Origin of the sequence: Mesorhizobium sp. ES1-6 (genome assembly GCF_020164775.1) — a bacterium.
Taxonomy (GTDB): domain Bacteria; phylum Pseudomonadota; class Alphaproteobacteria; order Rhizobiales; family Rhizobiaceae; genus Mesorhizobium.
The window spans coordinates 87,526-104,488 of sequence record NZ_JAIUGU010000008.1 but is presented as its reverse complement, the minus strand read 5'-3'; the positions used below and the strand labels follow the sequence as shown (position 1 = coordinate 104,488).

Here is a 16,963-nt window from a genome sequence, read left to right as displayed (position 1 = left end):
CCCTGTCATGCGTCGGTCTCGGCCAGGAAGCGTGTCAGACCCGCCTTATACCGGTTTGCCATCTTCGCCAGCCTGGCTTTTTCCGCTCCACTCTCTGATTGGGCAGCCATGCTCCACAACCCCAGTTGAAATGCCAGATAGCAAGGTTCGAAATAGCCGATTAGCCCGGCGTCGACGTGGTCGCGCATTCCGCCGATCAACGTCGCAGCTTCGCTCTGCGACAAACCATACTCGACGCAAGCGCCGGCAATGTCCCACTCTATCGGCTGGCAGCCGATCAGATCGTGTCCCCGGCAATGGTCGACAGCATCGGTCTTGACGAGCGTGCCATCGGAACCGACCAGAAACTCCCAGGGATGAAGCCTGCCGTCGATCTCGACCCGTTCCGGCACGTGCGCGGGAGCCTGCTTCGACAACCAGGTCCGCAGTCCCGCCGCCTGGTTTTCGCCCAAAGCCTCGGAAACATTGTGAACGGCCATCTGCCCAAGGGCAGGCAATGACGCACCTGGTTCGCGGGTTCGCAGATGGGTCGCCCGCCAGGCCAGGTAGCGTGTGAGCTCCGCGACAAGTCTCTGCCTGGGCAGCGGCAGCTGATCCATCGTGGTGCCGTCGGTCCACCGTTCGACCAAAAAACCGTGGCAGAGGCCGACGACTTGCGGTCCGAGTCCGGCCTGATGCAACATCTTGGCGGCGCGTGTCTTACGCAGCCCGGTTTCGCCAAGGCCGACAAATTTGACATGCCAGCGATCTTGACCCGCGGAGGCCAGGAACTTTCGCCGTTCGGTGCCGCGTGCGCTCGGTGGCCAGAGCTTTTCGCCGGCGTAGTGAAAGGTCCGCCACGCGCCGCCAGATATTTCGGTCAAACGCACTTCCGGTCTGCCGACCGCCTCGGCCACCCAATCGCGCAGCGTTGGAATTCGCGAGCTTTCGTGGAAAGTGCGTTCAAACGTCATCGCCACGTGTTTGCGGCAGCGCATCCATGTCTCCCGAATGTCCTGCGACGCTTCGGCCCCCGGCTCGCCCGAGTGGCTGGGGAACAGGTGAATGCGGCCTGTTTCGATCCCCAGCTCCCGCAGCCAGGTGACGACGGCGTGGATCGAACTTCCCGACAGGCCGGGACCTTCGTCGACGACAGCGAAACGAGCCGACGGCTTGTTTCTCCAGACAGCGATCAGCCGTGGATCGGCCTCGACGTGCCGACGGAAAGGATGGCCGACCGGACGCAGGCTGATTGGCGCCGGCGCACCGAGCGCGGCGGCCACCATGGCCGCAAGCCCCAGGCCGATGCCGCGGATGCCGATCACGCATGTGTTCGCATCGAGACCTGATTCCTGCGCCGCGCCCAGATAGCTTTCGGGATAAAGCGCATAATGCGCGTAACCCTCGGCCGATCCGGTCAAAATCTCCGCCTCGCAATCGAGCGCGTCGAGCATCTGGAGCAGTCGCGGGTCGATGCCACCGCAGACGGCGAAACCGCTTCGCCACGACTCCGCCACCTCTGCCGCGAGTTCGACCAGCAACCTGGCGCCTCGCTGTCGCGAAGGCGAATTGGTGTCGACGCCCCGGGCCTTGAATTCGGCATCGGCGAGCCCCCGAACCAGTTCCGACACGATGACGAAGAGCTCGACCAGAGCAACATGGCGCTGGATGCCGCGAGACATGCGACCGAGGTTTTGGGCCAGTTCAATCGTGGCCTCTTGAAGCTGTTGCGCACTCTCGCTCCGCTTGTGGTCGCCGTAGACGATCATCGATCGATTTCCTCTGCTTGCCGTGCGGGCAACGCGGCGGCTGCAGCTTCGATCCATGCTGCCCCATGCAATCTTTCGGCCAGTCCCGCAATTTTTCCGCGGCCCGAGGAACATTCCGGCGCGATGGCGGTTCGGCGCAAGGAACTTACCTTTGAGCAGCATAGGACGGCGGTTTCGTGGGATCGAAAAAGGTTCGTGTTGGTATCGCCGGAGTCGGCAATTGCGCATCCTCTCTGGTGCAGGGCCTCTCCTATTATCGTCACGCAAAAAGCAACGAACCGATCCCGGGCCTGATGCATGCCGATCTCGGCGGCTATCACGTCGACGACATCGAAATTGTCTGTGCGTTCGATGTCGCCAAAAGCAAAGTTGGCCGCGACGTCGCGGAGGCGATCTACGCCGCCCCGAACAACACGTTCCGCTTTGCCGACGCACCGACGACCGGCGTTCGCGTCGAGCGTGGGCCGACGCTTGACGGGATCGGCAAATATCTGCGCGACGAGATCGAAGAGGCACCCGAACCGGTTGCCAATGTCAGCGATATCCTTCGCGACAGAGGAGCCGATGTGCTGGTCTCCTACCTGCCGGTAGGTTCGGAGGAGGCTACGCGCTTCTATGCCGAATGCGCGCTCGAGGCTGGCTGCGCCTTCGTCAATTGCATACCCGTTTTCATCGCTTCGCGTCCAGAATGGCGCCGGCGCTTCGAGCAACGCGGGCTGCCGCTGGTCGGCGACGACATCAAGAGCCAGGTCGGCGCGACAATCGTGCACCGGCTGCTGGCCAATCTCTTTCGCGAGCGCGGCGTGCGAATCGATCGGACCTATCAGCTGAATTTCGGCGGCAACACCGATTTTCTCAACATGCTGGAACGCGAGCGGCTGGAATCGAAGAAGATCTCCAAGACGCAGTCGGTGACCAGCCAGCTCGATGTTCCCCTCGAGCCGGGCAACATTCATGTCGGACCGAGCGACCATGTGCCTTGGCTCACCGACCGAAAATGGGCCTACATCCGTGTCGAAGGAACAACCTTCGGCGGCGTGCCGCTGAATGCCGAGCTCAAGCTGGAAGTGTGGGATTCGCCCAATTCAGCCGGCGTGGTGATCGATGCGGTGCGCTGCGCCAAGCTGGCGCTCGATCGGGGCATCGCCGGCGCGCTGACCGGTCCTTGCAGCTATTTCATGAAATCGCCTCCCGAACAGTTCACCGACGTCGAGGCCCGCCAGCGCACGCTCGCTTTCATCGACGGCAAAGACGAGCCTTTGCTGGATGCCGCGGAATGACGACGACGTTCTTCTTGGTCCGCCATGCAGCGCACGACAATGTCGGCTCCTATCTTGCAGGGCGCATGGCCGGCGTTTGCCTTGGCGAAGCCGGCAAGGCTCAAGCCGTACATCTTGGCGGCCGCATGGCCCGAGAGACGATTGCCGCCATCCTTTGCAGCCCGCGCGAGCGCACGCAGGAGACGGCGGTGCCCATCGCGCTCGCTTGCGGTGTCGGTGAAATCGCGATCTGCGCCGAACTCGACGAGATCGACTTCGGTGACTGGTCGGGAAAGACTTTCGACGAATTGAACGGCGATGCCGGTTGGCGCGCTTGGAACGACCAGCGGCAGGAGGCCAGGACGCCCAGCGGCGAGACCATGCTTGATGTCCAGCAGCGCATCGTCTCGCTGATGAACGGCGTCCGCGAACTGCATCAGAACCAATGCGTCGCGCTGATCAGCCACGCCGATGTGATCAAGGCCGCCGTCTGCAAGGTGCTCGGCTTGCCGGTCGGCGACTGCTTTCGCTTCGACATCGATCCAGCCTCGATCACGACGATCGTATGGGGCGACTGGGGCTCGAAGCTCCTGCGATTGAATGAAGCGGCCTGACGAGGAGATGCCTGATGAGGATGGTCATTTTCGGTCTCACCGTCACGTCTTCATGGGGGAACGGCCATGCCACGCTGTGGCGCGGGCTGATCCGCGCCCTCGCCCGGCTGGGCTGGTCCATCACCTTTTTCGAACGCGACACTCCCTATTACGCCGGGACCCGCGATCTGGATCAGCTCGACGGCGGCAATGTCGTCATCTATCCGGACTGGGAGGACATCCGCCGCGTCGCGGAGCGGGCGATGAAGCAGGCGGATGTCGTGGTCGTCACGTCCTACTGTCCCGACGCTGTTGAAGCTTCCCGCTTGGCGCAGCAGGCAAGTCGCGGACTGCGGGTCTTCTACGATCTAGACACCCCCGTCACGCTGGCCCGCGTCGAGCAAGGGGAGCGTCCGCCTTATTTCGGACCTGAGGGCCTTGCCGACTACGACCTCGTCCTGAGTTACACCGGGGGCTCGGCGATCGAGGCGCTGAAGACGGTCCTGGGTGCGCGCCACGTGATGCCGCTCTACGGGCACGTCGATCCGGACCGACACCGGCCGGCACAGAAGCGGGCCGAATTCGCCGGTGATCTGTCCTATCTCGGGACCTACGCGGCAGATCGCCAAGCAGGCGTCGAAAAGCTGCTGGTCCGCCCGGCCGCACGCCTGCCCGATCAGCGCTTCATCATCGGCGGCGCGCAATATCCGCAGGAATTCCCGTGGAGCGACAACATCTTCTTCGTCAGGCATCTGCCGCCCGCCGACCATCCGGCGTTCTTCTCGTCATCGCGGCTGACGCTTAACGTCACCCGGGAAGCGATGGCGCAAAAAGGCTGGTGCCCGTCGGGACGGCTCTTCGAAGCGGCCGCGTGTGGGGCCGCCATTGTCACCGACGTATGGCCGGGGCTCGCGGAATTCTTCGAACCCGGCCGCGAAGTCCTGCTGGCGCACGACACGGATGACGTGGTCGCGGCATTGCAACTTCCGGAGTTCGAACTCGACGCCATCCGAAGGCGTGCCCGCGAGCGGGTCTTGAGCGAGCACACTTCCGCGAAGCGTGCAGCGGAGCTGGATGGAATCCTGGCCGATGCCGCACGAGATCCGGTCGGCGAACCGATGAAGGAAGCAGTCTGATGTTGGGCATCGTGCCCGCTGCCGGACGCGGCAGCCGCATTCAACCGCTCGGCTTCTCGAAAGAGCTGCTGCCGGTTGGCAGCCGGCTCGACGGCCAGACCGAACGTCCCTGCGCCGTAAGCGAGTATCTGGTGCGGCGCATGGTCCAGGCCGGCGTCGACAAGATCTGCTTCATCATCGGGTCGGGCAAATCCGATATCCTCGAATATTATGCCGCGGGCTACGGCGACGCGGCGGCACTCTTCGTGGTGCAGCCCCAACCCGTCGGACTCTGCGATGCGATTTTCCGAGCAGCGCCGCTCGTCGCGCCCGACGAGGTGGTCCTGGTCGGTCTTCCTGATACGATCTGGTTTCCGGAGGACGGTTTCTGTCAGTTGCCTGACGATCAGCTTTCATTTCTGCTCTTCCCGGTGGATAGCCCGGAATTCTTCGACGCCGTCGTTACCGATGATGACGAGCGGGTGATCGAAATCCAGGTCAAGCGACAGGATGCCTCGACAAACTGGGTTTGGGGGGCGTTCAAGATGCCCGGCCATATCCTGCACCGGCTTGCGGCACTCTGGCGCGAGCGGGATGGCGGTGATGAATATATCGGCACATTGATCAACGCCTACCTTGCGGCCGGGGGTGTAGCCTATGGCCTCAAGGCCGGGTCCGCTTATGTCGATGTCGGCACGTTCAACGGCTATCGAACCGCCCTGCGGCTGCTTGAAACCGGCGTCCCGCCAGCTCATCACCAGCCTGCCACGATCATGCCCGGCGCGCTTTCGCATGTACCCGTCGTTCCGGGCGAAGGAGCTTGACCATGTTGCATTCCCATGCCGAAATCCGCCGACGCATCGACGCGCTCGGGCCGTGGTTCCACAACATGGAACTTGCCGGCGTCGAGACCGCGCCCGATCACTTTCTGGGCAATTACCCGCTGATCAAATGGCGCAAATTCGCCGATGCCATACCCGCCGATCTGGCCGGCAAGACCGTGCTGGATATCGGGTGCAACGCCGGCTTCTATTCGATCGAGATGAAACGGCGCGGCGCCGCCCGTGTCCTCGGCATCGATTTCGACGAGGCCTATCTGGCGCAGGCACGCTTTGCCGCCGAGATCGCGGACTGCGACATCGAATTTCAGAAACTGTCGGTCTACGATGTTGGTGCCCTGCGCGAGACGTTCGATGTGGTGCTGTTCATGGGGGTGCTTTACCATTTGCGCCATCCCCTGCTCGCGCTCGACCTGATCCGCGAGCACGTCGCAGGCGACCTGATGATCTTTCAGTCCATGCAACGCGGCAGCGCGGACCTGCCCGAGCTGGAAGAGAACTATCATTTCTGGACACATGATTTGTTCGACCGGCCGGATTTTCCCAAGCTGCATTTCATCGAACACCGCTACGCCGACGACCCGACCAACTGGTGGATCCCGAACCGGGCTTGCACCGAAGCAATGCTGCGCAGCGCCGGTTTCGAGATCGTTCTACATCCCGAGCAGGAGGTCTATTTCTGCCGTGCCGCCGGCGACCCGGCCGGCGGCGGCGCGATTTACCCGTCGAAAGGAAAGTTCCATGATTGAAGCCGCGATGATCTGGAACGAGCCTAACAACAAATCGCATTGGGATCCGGAACTCGATCCCGATTGGAGCCGCTTTGCCAAGATGGCAATCCTGTCGGCGGACGCGATCGAATCCGAGAACTCGGCTTTGACAAAAGTGCTTGGCGGCATCTCGCCGATAGATCCCGGCTTTATCACGCGCATGAAGGAATACGGCGTGCTGGGCCATGTCGACGCCGTCGCGGTGCACGGCTTTCCTCTCGACTGGAACCTGTGGCAAATCCAGGAATGGCCGCAGAAGATCGGTGAGATCGCGACCGTCACCGATCTTCCAATCTGGGTCAGCGAGGTCGGCGTGTCGACCTTCGGAGCCGAGGAAGTACAGGTCTGGGGGCTCAAGCGCACCGCCGAATTGCTGCTCGGTAACGCACCGCGCATCCAGTGGTACAGCCTCTATGACCTTCCGCGTGAATGGGAGGCAACGACGCGGCATCGCGAAGCGGAGGGATCCTCCTATTATCGTCATTTCCACATGGGGTTGTTGCGCCAGGACGGCACGCCGAAGCCGGCCCTGGAGGAATTCCTGCGCTACACACCCGCGTTGGGGCTGGTGCAGTGGTTTCATTTCGAGGACCCGCGACTGGACGATGCGGTCGCCTGGATGAAGCGGCTCGGCGTCACCAACTTGCGCACGGGGTTGTCCTGGGCCGACAGCTTCAGGCCGAATGCGTTGGAGTGGTTCGATCGACAGATGGAAGCACTTGCCGATTTCGAAGTCACGGTCACCTTCTGCTTCACGCCTGAACATCGCGGAATGATGCCTCACCACACCAGCCCCCCGTTGGTGCCCGAGGAATTCGCCGAGTTCTGCGCAACGATGGTCCGCCGCTACGCGCCCGGCATGACGACCGCCTCACGCCCGGCGCAACGGATCTCGGCTGCGTGAGGCTCTCATGCGACCCGGTCCACGATCATTGGATGTCCTGACCGAAGTCGAAGCTCACGCATCCGACATCAATCCACTGCCCTTGGGGTTCGGCTGGCCATGACGCTCACCGTCCTCAATGTCGCCTATCCCCTTGCGCCCGTCGGACCGGATGCGGTCGGGGGTGCCGAACAGGTGCTGTCGATGCTTGATCGGGCACTGGTCGGCGCGGGTCATCGGTCCATCGTCGTCGGCTGCCGGGGCTCCAGCGCGAGCGGCACCCTTGTGGAGACACCTTCTGAAAACGGCGTGCTCGACGAGGCCGCCAAGAGCCGCGCGCAGCAGGCTCATCGCGCCGCGATCGCTGCCGCCCGCGCCAGTTGGCCGATCGATGTCGTTCATCTGCACGGCATCGATTTCGATGCCTATCTGCCAAGCGATGGCCCGACCTTGGTGACCCTTCACCTGCCACTGGACTGGTATCGGGCGGAGGCACTGCGCCCGACGCGCGACGACCTGTGGCTTCATGCGGTTTCGGCCGCCCAGCAGCAAACCGCGCCACCAGACGCCAGACTGGCCGCGCCAATTCCGAATGGCGTCGATATAGACGCGCTGAACCTGTTGCAGCCGAAGCGCGACTTTGCGCTGGTTCTCAGCCGGATCTGCCCGGAAAAGGGCATTCACCTGGCGCTGGACGCAGCCAAGCAAGCAGGTGTGCCGCTGGTTATCGGCGGCAAGGTTTATTCCTATGAAATACACACGCAGTACTTTCGTGACGAGGTCCAACCTCGCCTCGATGGCCGCCGTCGCTTCCTTGGTCCGCTCGGTTTCACTGCCAAACGGCGCTTTCTCAACGCTGCGCGCTGTCTGATCATTCCAAGCCTTGCCGCCGAGACCAGCTCACTTGTCGCCATGGAGGCGCTGGCCTGCGGCACACCGGTGGTCGCCTTTCCGAATGGTGCGCTTCCCGATGTCATCGAGCACGGCAAGACCGGGTTTCTCGTCGATACGATCGACGAGATGGCGCAGGCCATCGTTGCGGCGTCCAGCCTGGACGCCGAGACATGCCGGGCCGAGGCGCGGCGGCGCTTTTCGCTGGAACGAATGATCTCGTCTTACATGAACGCTTATCAAGCGCTGGCACGACTTGGCACCGATGCCGGGCACCTCGCCGCCACACCGTGAGCGAGCTTGTGTTGCGCAGCGAGATCATCGATGACCCGGCGCAATTCGATGCGCTGGCGCCGCATTGGTGGAAACTGTGGGGGCAGAGCACCTCAGCGACGCCGTTTCAATCTCCGGCCTGGCTGGTGCCATGGTGGCGCACATTCGCGCCCGGCGACCTGGCGACGGTCGCGGTCTGGCGCGGAGGCGACCTGATAGGGCTGGCGCCGCTCTATCTCGAGCACGGGAACACCGGCTCGAAACTGCTCCCGGTCGGCATTTCGCTCAGCGACTATCTGGACATCCTGTGCGCCCCCGGCATCGAGGCTCGGGTCCTCGCCCTCATTGTGGAAAAGATCCTCTCGATCGGCTGGTCGCAATGGATCCTGCCGGATTTGCCTGAAGGCGGTGCCGGTCTTGCGATTGCGCATCCCGATCTGAAGGCGGGGCTGCCGACCACCCATGGCCCTTGCCCTGTGCTCGCCATCGCCGGCGACGAAACCCTTGCGGGCTGTGTCCCCTCCCGGCGCAGGCGCCAATTGCGACGGGCGTTCCAAGCCGCATCCAGACGCGGCCGGATCGCGTTGTCGTCGGCAGGCGGCAATCCTCAAACGTTCCTCGATCAACTGATCCGCCTGCATGAAGCGCGCTGGGCCGGACATGGAGGCGGCGTGTTGGCCGACGTCGCGGTCGAGCACTTCCACAGGCGCTCACTTCCCTTGCTCGACGCTCACGGACTGGTTCGATGCTGGCTGTTCGCGATCGACGGCAGGACCGTCGGCGCCTATTACGGCTTCCACCATCGCGGTCGTGCCTATGCCTATCTCGGGGGCTTCGAACCTGCCTATGCCGATGAGAGTCCGGGCGCGATCCTGATCGGCCACGCGATCGCGGAGTCGATCCGCGAAGGTGCGCGCGAGTTCGATTTCCTGCGCGGTCAGGAGGCCTACAAATATACCTGGGGTGCCGTCGACAGGTGGACGATGCGCCGGGTCTGGACGCGGAGTTGATACCTTGACTGCAACCAGGCCAAAAAAATCCGCACAGCGCCAGACAGCAATCAGGTCGGCCGTCGAAGACTGCATGGCGGATGGTGTTTGCGCGGAAGCCGTCGTCGCCCGGCTGGCGCTTCATCTGCCGACGGCGGTGGACGCGGCGGAACTGGCGGAGATCGCGCGGGATATGGTTCCCTTGGATTCGCGAGACGCAGAAAGGCTGCAAGAGGTAGCCGGGCTGCTTCGCCGCAAACCAGGCGTCTTTGCTACGTTGCGAGCGACAGGCGCCGCCGTTCGGCACGCACGCGACGACGAAGAGACGGATGCCGCCGTCGTCATGCGGCTGGCTTCGAGTTTCGATACGGCAGCAGCGATTTCGGAGATAGCAAGTGTCCAGCTCGCATCCCTCGGCGATGAGGATAGGCTGTCAACCACGACAGAGGAAGTCGCTGCATGGCTCAAAGAGCAGGACTTCACCGGAACCGGGCGGAATATCCTGGACATCGGCTGCGGCATCGGCCGTTTCGAGCTTGCGCTTTCCAAATCCTTCAACCGGATGGTTGGCATCGATATATCCTCGCGGATGATCTCCATCGCCTCGGAGCGGTGTGCCGCGCTGGGCAACGTAGACTTGCGGCAAACCTCCGGTCTCGATTTGACCGAATTCGACGATAGCAGTTTCGATTGCGTGCTGGCGGTTGACAGCTTTCCTTATCTGGTTCTGGCCGGCATGGCCGAGCGGCATTTCGATGAGATCGCACGCGTTCTGAAACGGCGGGGCTGGCTGGCCCTGCTGAACTATTCCTATCGCGGATCGCTTTTTTTGGACCGCGCCGATGTCAGCCGTCTGGCGGAAGCTCACCAATTGCGGGTTGTCATCAATGGCGAGAAGCCGTTTCGGTCATGGGATGGCGACGCCTTCCTGCTTGCTCGTGGCGACGGAACATTACCGCGCGCCGCCAGTTCGGGCGTCGAACCAGAGGCACTTGAAAGTGCCACCAATCCGAAGGAGGACATCATGGCATCCGGCCGCAAAAAACATTCCGGCCTCGGCAGCCAAGGCAAGGGCACCGGTGCCGGCGCAATAACCAACGACCAAGGACAAGATCGAGGAAAACGCGGTTCTGTCCAATCGTGACATGAAGCAGCATAGCGATGAGCGCGGACTGGACGGCAATCGAATCAAGTCCGACCAATATCAGGATCACGTCGCGAACCAATTGCCGAAGGATTGAGCGCCGTGACGCCGCATTCCTGGCCCGCCGCGATGCGAGGCCAGAGAAATAAACATGTGCAAGGGTCGCCGGCAACCCTGCAGGCGGTGGACATCGCCTTGTAATGTCGAGCATTTGTCACCACACTAGCGCCAAGGGACCGCTTTATATCAAGGGAATATGATGTCTCGTTCGAGCGACGATCCCGTGGACCCGCATGTGGGCTTGGCGATGGATCAGGAGATTACGTCTCTCCTGTCTGCTATAGAGCAGGAAAAGATTCCGGACCGGCTGACCAAGCTGGCGATAGAATTGCAAAACGCGCTTGTCGAGAGGCGTCGGCGTGACGTGAAGAACTGATTATCCGCGGCTGTCACCCTCGACATCGAGTTGACCATCCGACAGATGATTTCGTCTTTCAATCAATGTCTGGAGCGAACTCTCCCCAAGCAACTCGAGAATATTGGCGCGGGCACGGTTCAGCCGACTTTTGACCGTCCCTACTGCGCAGCCGCATATCTCGGCCGTTTCCTCATAGCTCACTCCCAGAACGCCGATCAGCATCAGAACCTCGCGTTGGTGTTCGGGTAGCTTTTGAATGGCGCCATGGACTTCCTTGCTCTGAACGCTCCATTCCTGGGTGGCTTCCGAAATCGGCCTGGAAGACGCACAGTCGAGCAGGCCCGGCGCTTCCCGGGCAGCAATCTTGATCCGGGTGTAGTAAGTGTTGCGCATGATGGTGAAGAGCCACGACTTCATGCGTGTGCCGGGTTCGAACTTGTCGATGTTTGCCAGCCCCTTGGTCAACGTCTCCTGCACGAGGTCGTCGGCATCGTCGGGAACGCGGCAGAAGGTACGCGCGAAAGCCCGCAGCGCGGGGATGAGCTCAACGATGGAAACTTCATTGGTTTCCTTATCAGCCAGAATGTAGCCTCCGGATGACAATGTTCCAGCTCCTAGAAAGAATGTACGAACGCAGCCCCAGCTAAATGCATGGAACTTTGGTTCGTTCCTCGTGCTTGAGACAACTCTTCAGAATTCGTGAAGGCGGTCTTCAGAATTGGTGCAGGCGGAATATCTCACCAATCGGCCGGTAGCATCGCTGCAACGGCGACGGTTCCTTCGACCATGCATGCGTGCCGCTCCCGTTCTTTTATGGGAACAAAGCCGCGCACCGGCAGTTTGACGCCCTGAGCACTTCAACCTTCCGGCATCAATCGAGGATCTGTCATGGCCAAATCCGCCCGTCGCTCCGCTCGCCAATCGGCAAGTGGACTGGAACCGGACAGCGCGCGCGGAAACGGCGGGGAATTACACCAGATCGCCGGAGGTGAGACGCCCACTCTGACCACCGCGCTCGGAACACCCGTCTCCGATGATCAAAATACACTGCGGATCGGGGAACGCGGACCGTCGCTGATCGAGGACTCTCATTTTCGCGAGAAGATTTTCCACTTCGACCACGAAAGAATCCCGGAAAGGGTCGTCCATGCCCGCGGCTACGGCGCGCATGGTTACTTCGAGACCTACGAGTCACTGGCCCAATACACACGTGCCGATATTTTCCAGAGAGCCGGCGAAAAAACACCGGCTTTCGTGCGGTTCTCGACGGTTGCCGGCAACAAGGGCTCGTTCGATCTCGCCCGCGACGTGCGCGGCTTTGCGGTCAAGCTCTACACGAAGGAAGGCAATTGGGATCTGGTCGGCAACAACATTCCGGTCTTCTTCATCCAGGACGCAATCAAGTTTCCCGATCTCATCCATGCCGCCAAACAGGAGCCGGACCGGGCCTTCCCTCAAGCCCAGACCGCGCACGACAATTTCTGGGACTTCATCAGCCTGATGCCGGAATCGATGCACATGGTGATGTGGATCATGTCGGATCGCGCGATCCCGCGCTCCTTCCGCTTCATGCAGGGCTTTGGTGTGCACACGTTCCGCCTCGTCAACGCGAAGGACGAATCCACCTTCGTCAAATTCATCTGGAAGCCAAAGCTCGGCATGCAATCGGTGGTCTGGAACGAAGCGGTCAAGATCAATGGCGCCGATCCCGACTTTCATCGTCGCGATCTGTGGGACGCCATCCAGTCCGGCAATTTCCCGGAATGGGAGTTGACGGTACAACTGTTTGATCAAGATTTCGCCGATAGCTTCGACTTCGACATTCTGGACCCGACAAAGATCATTCCGGAAGAGGTACTCGAACCAATCCCGGTCGGGCGGCTGGTGCTCGACCGCATGCCGGATAATTTCTTCGCGGAGACCGAGCAGGTTGCCTTCATGACGCAGAATGTGCCGCCCGGAATCGACTTCTCCAACGATCCGCTTCTGCAGGGCCGCAACTTCTCCTACCTCGACACCCAATTGAAACGGCTAGGCAGCCCGAACTTTACCCATCTCCCGATAAACGCGCCGAAGTGCCCGTTCGCCCATTTTCAACAGGATGGGCACATGGCCATGCGCAATCCGGTCGGCCGCGCCAACTACGAGCCGAATTCATGGGGGCTCGGGCCGCGCGAGGATCCGCAACGCGGCTTCCGTTCCTTCGCCGATGCCGAAGAAGGGCAGAAGGTGCGCCTGCGCGCGGAAAGCTTCGCCGATCACTACAGCCAAGCCCGGCAATTTTTCAACAGCCAGACACCACCGGAGCAACGCCACATCGCCATGGCGCTGACGTTCGAATTAAGCAAGGTCCAAGCACCAGCGATCCGGGAACGCATGGTGGCGCATCTGCTGAACATCGACGAAACCCTGGCGACCACCGTCGCCGACAAGCTCGGCATTCGCAACATGCCCGAACCCGCGGAGGCAGCCGTTCCGACGCGCGACGACCTGCCGCCGTCGCCGGCGCTTAGCATCATCGAAAACGGACCCGATAGTTTCAAAGGCCGCAAAGTCGGTGTCCTGCTTGGCAATGGAGCCGACATCGCGCTGTTCGAAGAACTCCGTTCCGCGATCGAAGCGGAAGGGGCGGTGCTGGAGGTGGTTGCGCCCAAGGTGGGCGGCGTCGAGGCGGCTGACGGCACTCACATCGAGGCCAGGCACATGATCGACGGCGGTCCATCTGTGTTGTTCGACGCGGTGGTGCTGCTCCTCTCCGAGGAAGCAGCCGAGATGCTGGTCAACGAGGCAGCCGCGAAAGACTTCGTGTCCGATGCCTTTGCGCATTGCAAATTCATCGGCTTCACACCGGGAGCCCAACCTCTCCTGGCCAAGGCGGGCGTAGCTCCCGATGCCGATGAGGGGCTGATCGAGCTTGGTACCGCAGGTTCCGTGAAGACGTTTATAGAGGCGTGCCGCAAACTGCGGCTGTGGGCACGGGAGACCGCCGTCAAGCTTTGATGCGGAGAGCAATGCGTTGTCACACCGGCGCATGGCTGCAAGGCCCGGTATGCAGCCATGCCCAGGCCCTATGGTTGGCGGGCCTCTCTGGCGGCCTGTTCTCGCTGCCGTCCCAGGACCTCGTCGGTCCCGACCAGCTTCTTTGCTCCGCCTGGAATTGCTGTGGACACCACCGCGGGCGGGTCGCTTGCCGGAAAAGAATCCTCCAACCCTGCCTGCAGTTGATCCTCGAGCGTCTGCGGTTCTTCGGAGCGGCCGGGCGTCCTGCGTGTATCTATCTTCTCCAGCGGCTGTTTCTTCTTTGGCGATTCATTGGCTTCCCGGATCAAGGCATAAAGCTGCTCGATCGCGAATTCCTTGATCGTTTCGATGTCGGACCGATCGTCCTGCGTCGCCTCTATCTGGTCGACCATGGCCTTCTCGAACCGCCCAAGGCTTTCACCGCCGCAGGCGTGGGATAGGCGCAGCAATGCCTCGTGCAGCATCATCGGGGTGAAGTAAGCCGACGCTTCAAGCCTGAGTTGTCGCAGACGATCCGGAGTGGCAGCCTGGAATTTTGACATGGACGGTGTCCTTTCTCTCACGAGCGTGTCAACGACAGTTGATCGCCGATGTTCCACCACGCCTGAACATACTTGATGTCCAGCGACCTACCGGAACCAGCTTACCGCCCTCTGGAGTAGTCCATTATCTGCGTGACTGGTCATGAGAAGCCGGTTCTCCTGCAAGGGGCCCGACGACGCCTCCAACATGTCACGATTTCTTGTGATGAAGGAACCAACTCGGGATTGACCGGTTCGGACGTCATCCACCGGAGCAATCCTGACATGGCAAATGCAGCAGAAATTCTCGTCGATACACTCATCGCCTGGAACGTCGAGGTGGTGTTCGGCTTGCCAGGAGACGGCATAAACGGCGTCATGGAGGCGCTGCGCACCCGCCAGGACAAAATTGCCTTCGTGCAGGTCCGGCACGAAGAGTCGGCCGCCTTCATGGCATGCGCCTACGCCAAATGGACAGGAAAGCTAGGCGTCTGCCTGGCGACCTCAGGTCCCGGCGGAACGCATCTTCTGACCGGCCTTTATGATGCCAAGCTCGATCAAGCTCCGGTGCTTGCGATCACTGGCATGCAGTTCCACGATCTCATCGAGACGTTCACGCAACAGGACGTCGATCTGACGCGCGTGTTCAACGATGTCTCCGTCTACAATGCCCATGTCTCCGATGCCGCGCATATGGAAAACGTCGCCAGCCTCGCCTGCCGAACCGCACTGGCGCGCAAGGGCGTCGCCCACCTTTCGATTGCAAGTGACGTCCAGGAGCAAGAGGGCGATCCCTCCAAGCGCAGCCAGCGCAATCGCCCGGCGCACACGCCGCAGCAAATGTTCGTCGGCCACAGCATGCCGCTGGACGCCGAACTCGACGAAGCAGCCGCCATTCTGAATAATGCCTCGCGAGTGACGATCCTGGCGGGACGCGGCGCTATCGGCGCGACCGCCGAGCTTGACCATACGGCGCGCCTGTTGCGGGCACCTGTCGCCAAGGCGTTACTGGGCAAGGCGGTGCTACCCGACGACCATCCTCACACGACGGGTGGGATAGGCATCCTCGGAACCCTGGCTTCACAAGAAGCGATGGAAACCTGCGACGCGGTGCTGATCGTCGGTTCCACCTTCCCCTATATCGAATACTACCCGAAGCCCGGCCAGGCCCGTGGCGTCCAGATCGACTGCGATGCGCAACGGATCGGCCTGCGCTTTCCGGTCGAGGCCGGTCTTGTCGGCGACGCTGCCGAGACATTGCGCGCGCTCAATCAACGTCTGACGCAGAAGCCATCCGGTGAATTCCTGCAGCGCTCCCAGGAAACCATGAGGAAATGGCGCGAGATGATGAGACAATCGGAAGACGCGCAGGCGCAACCGTTGAAACCGCAAACGATTGCCCGTGCGTTCGGACAAAGACTGGCCGGCGACACCGTGCTGGCCACCGACTCCGGTCAGAACACGGAACTTGCCGCCCGCCATGTCGATCTTCGCAGCGGCCAGGCATTTGGCGTATCCGGATCGCTGGCATCCATGGCCTGCGGCCTTGCCTACGCTATCGCCGCCGGCATAGCATTTCCTGGTCGACCGATCGCAGCTATCGTCGGTGACGGCGGTTTTGCCATGCAGCTCGGCGAATTCTCGACAGCGGTGCGCTACAAGATCCCGCTGAAGATTCTAGTCATCAAGAACAACATGCTCAACCAGATCGCCTGGGAGCAGATGATGTTTCTGGGCAACCCGCAATTCGGTTGCGAACTGCAGCCGATCGATTTTGCCAAAGCGGCGGAAGCGATGGGCGGGAGCGGTTTTCGCATCGAGCGGGCCGATCAGATCGAGACCGTTCTCGACGAGGCCTTTACAACCGAAGGTCCGGTTGTGGTCGAAGCATTGGTCGATGCCTATGAGCCGCTGATGCCGCCCAAGATGCCGTCCGACTATGCAAAGAATTTCCGCCAGGCCTTGCCACAGACGCCAGGGCACGAGCGCATCGAAGAAAATATCGCCCGGGAGCCGGCGAAGTCGATGATGGATGCCTAGAGCAATCCGGTCGAACCCAGTTTCGCCGGAAGTGCTCCAGAGCCGCGAAATGCACCCTGGAGGGCGATGCCTCAAAGGCGGACCATGAGCTTCGACGCACTCTTCTCGACCTCTATCTGCTATGGCAACGGCGCCCCGCAAGCCGGATGGACGCTGGCGTTTCCGATTACATTTCCGCTCGCGGCTGTTGTGTCCCTGTACATTGCTGGCGCCAGCCGGCTCTGGCGGCGGAGCGCACGCGGACGTCCTTTGCGATCGCGGCAGGCCCTGCTGTTTTTCGCCGGCTGAGCCGCACTGGCGGTTGCGCTTGTAAGCCCGATCCATGCATTGGGCGAACATGTGTTTGCCGCTCACATGCTCGAGCACGAACTGCTGATGGCCGTCGCGGCACCTCTGCTGGTCGCTTCCCGCCCAACGGCGGCGATGATGTGGGCGCTGCCCGCGCGGATGCGCCAGACG

At 61.6% G+C, this 16,963-nt stretch carries 14 protein-coding genes and 1 pseudogene; 12 read left to right on the top strand and 3 right to left on the bottom strand.

Features of this window, described 5'->3' with window-relative positions; all coding sequences use genetic code 11:
* Positions 1-5: 5 nt before the first annotated feature.
* The gene (locus LB564_RS20090; RefSeq protein WP_224540339.1) at positions 6-1,748 is read right to left on the bottom strand and encodes a hypothetical protein; all 1,743 of its coding nucleotides are present in this window, start codon (positions 1,746-1,748) and stop codon (positions 6-8) included.
* Between the two features lie 176 nt (positions 1,749-1,924).
* On the opposite strand from LB564_RS20090, the gene LB564_RS20085 reads away from it, so the two are divergent.
* From LB564_RS20085 to LB564_RS31750, 9 genes are all read left to right on the top strand, one after another.
* Positions 1,925-3,028 carry an inositol-3-phosphate synthase gene (locus LB564_RS20085; protein ID WP_224540337.1) on the top strand — a complete coding sequence of 368 codons (1,104 nt, stop codon included), beginning with the start codon at positions 1,925-1,927 and terminating at the stop codon, positions 3,026-3,028.
* Positions 3,025-3,621 (top strand): histidine phosphatase family protein, encoded by a 597-nt coding sequence (locus tag LB564_RS20080; protein WP_224540335.1) that lies wholly within the window; start codon positions 3,025-3,027, stop codon positions 3,619-3,621. Before LB564_RS20085 ends, LB564_RS20080 begins: the two co-directional genes overlap by 4 nt.
* Positions 3,622-3,635: 14 nt before the next feature.
* Positions 3,636-4,736, top strand: a complete 1,101-nt coding sequence (locus LB564_RS20075; RefSeq protein WP_140708281.1) for a glycosyltransferase — start codon at positions 3,636-3,638, stop codon at positions 4,734-4,736.
* Complete coding sequence (locus LB564_RS20070; RefSeq protein ID WP_224540334.1) at positions 4,736-5,539, top strand: sugar phosphate nucleotidyltransferase; 804 nt, start codon at positions 4,736-4,738, stop codon at positions 5,537-5,539. The genes LB564_RS20075 and LB564_RS20070 overlap by 1 nt, the downstream gene beginning before the upstream one ends.
* Positions 5,540-5,541: 2 nt before the next feature.
* Entirely contained in the window at positions 5,542-6,303 is a 762-nt protein-coding gene (locus LB564_RS20065; RefSeq protein WP_224540332.1) for a TIGR04290 family methyltransferase, read from the top strand.
* Positions 6,296-7,228, top strand: coding sequence for a beta-xylosidase (locus LB564_RS20060; protein ID WP_224540330.1), 933 nt, complete (start codon positions 6,296-6,298; stop codon positions 7,226-7,228). Before LB564_RS20065 ends, LB564_RS20060 begins: the two co-directional genes overlap by 8 nt.
* A gap of 99 nt (positions 7,229-7,327) precedes the next feature.
* Complete coding sequence (locus LB564_RS20055; RefSeq protein WP_224540328.1) at positions 7,328-8,392, top strand: glycosyltransferase family 4 protein; 1,065 nt, start codon at positions 7,328-7,330, stop codon at positions 8,390-8,392.
* Positions 8,389-9,381, top strand: a complete 993-nt coding sequence (locus LB564_RS20050) for a GNAT family N-acetyltransferase (RefSeq protein ID WP_224540578.1) — start codon at positions 8,389-8,391, stop codon at positions 9,379-9,381. The genes LB564_RS20055 and LB564_RS20050 overlap by 4 nt, the downstream gene beginning before the upstream one ends.
* Before the next feature lie 4 nt (positions 9,382-9,385).
* The gene (locus tag LB564_RS31750) at positions 9,386-10,504 is read left to right on the top strand and encodes a class I SAM-dependent methyltransferase (protein WP_411910190.1); all 1,119 of its coding nucleotides are present in this window, start codon (positions 9,386-9,388) and stop codon (positions 10,502-10,504) included.
* Between the two features lie 436 nt (positions 10,505-10,940).
* Here the strand turns inward: LB564_RS31750 and LB564_RS20035 are convergent, their stop codons facing one another.
* Positions 10,941-11,504: a sigma-70 family RNA polymerase sigma factor gene (locus LB564_RS20035; RefSeq protein WP_224540576.1), complete on the bottom strand. Its 564-nt coding sequence runs from the start codon at positions 11,502-11,504 to the stop codon at positions 10,941-10,943.
* Positions 11,505-11,810: 306 nt separating this feature from the next.
* Here LB564_RS20035 and LB564_RS20030 point away from each other — a divergent pair, with 306 nt between their 5' ends.
* Positions 11,811-13,922 carry a catalase gene (locus LB564_RS20030; protein WP_224540326.1) on the top strand — a complete coding sequence of 704 codons (2,112 nt, stop codon included), beginning with the start codon at positions 11,811-11,813 and terminating at the stop codon, positions 13,920-13,922.
* Between the two features lie 68 nt (positions 13,923-13,990).
* Here LB564_RS20030 and LB564_RS20025 read toward each other — a convergent pair whose 3' ends face one another.
* Positions 13,991-14,485, bottom strand: a complete 495-nt coding sequence (locus LB564_RS20025; RefSeq protein ID WP_140708265.1) for a hypothetical protein — start codon at positions 14,483-14,485, stop codon at positions 13,991-13,993.
* Between the two features lie 264 nt (positions 14,486-14,749).
* Between LB564_RS20025 and LB564_RS20020 the strand changes: the two genes are divergently transcribed.
* On the top strand, positions 14,750-16,504 hold the full coding sequence (locus LB564_RS20020) for a thiamine pyrophosphate-dependent enzyme (RefSeq protein WP_224540575.1): 1,755 nt from the start codon (positions 14,750-14,752) through the stop codon (positions 16,502-16,504).
* 339 nt (positions 16,505-16,843) lie between these two features.
* A pseudogene (locus tag LB564_RS31510) lies at positions 16,844-16,924 on the top strand (hypothetical protein); the annotation flags it as partial.
* Positions 16,925-16,963 lie beyond the last annotated feature (39 nt).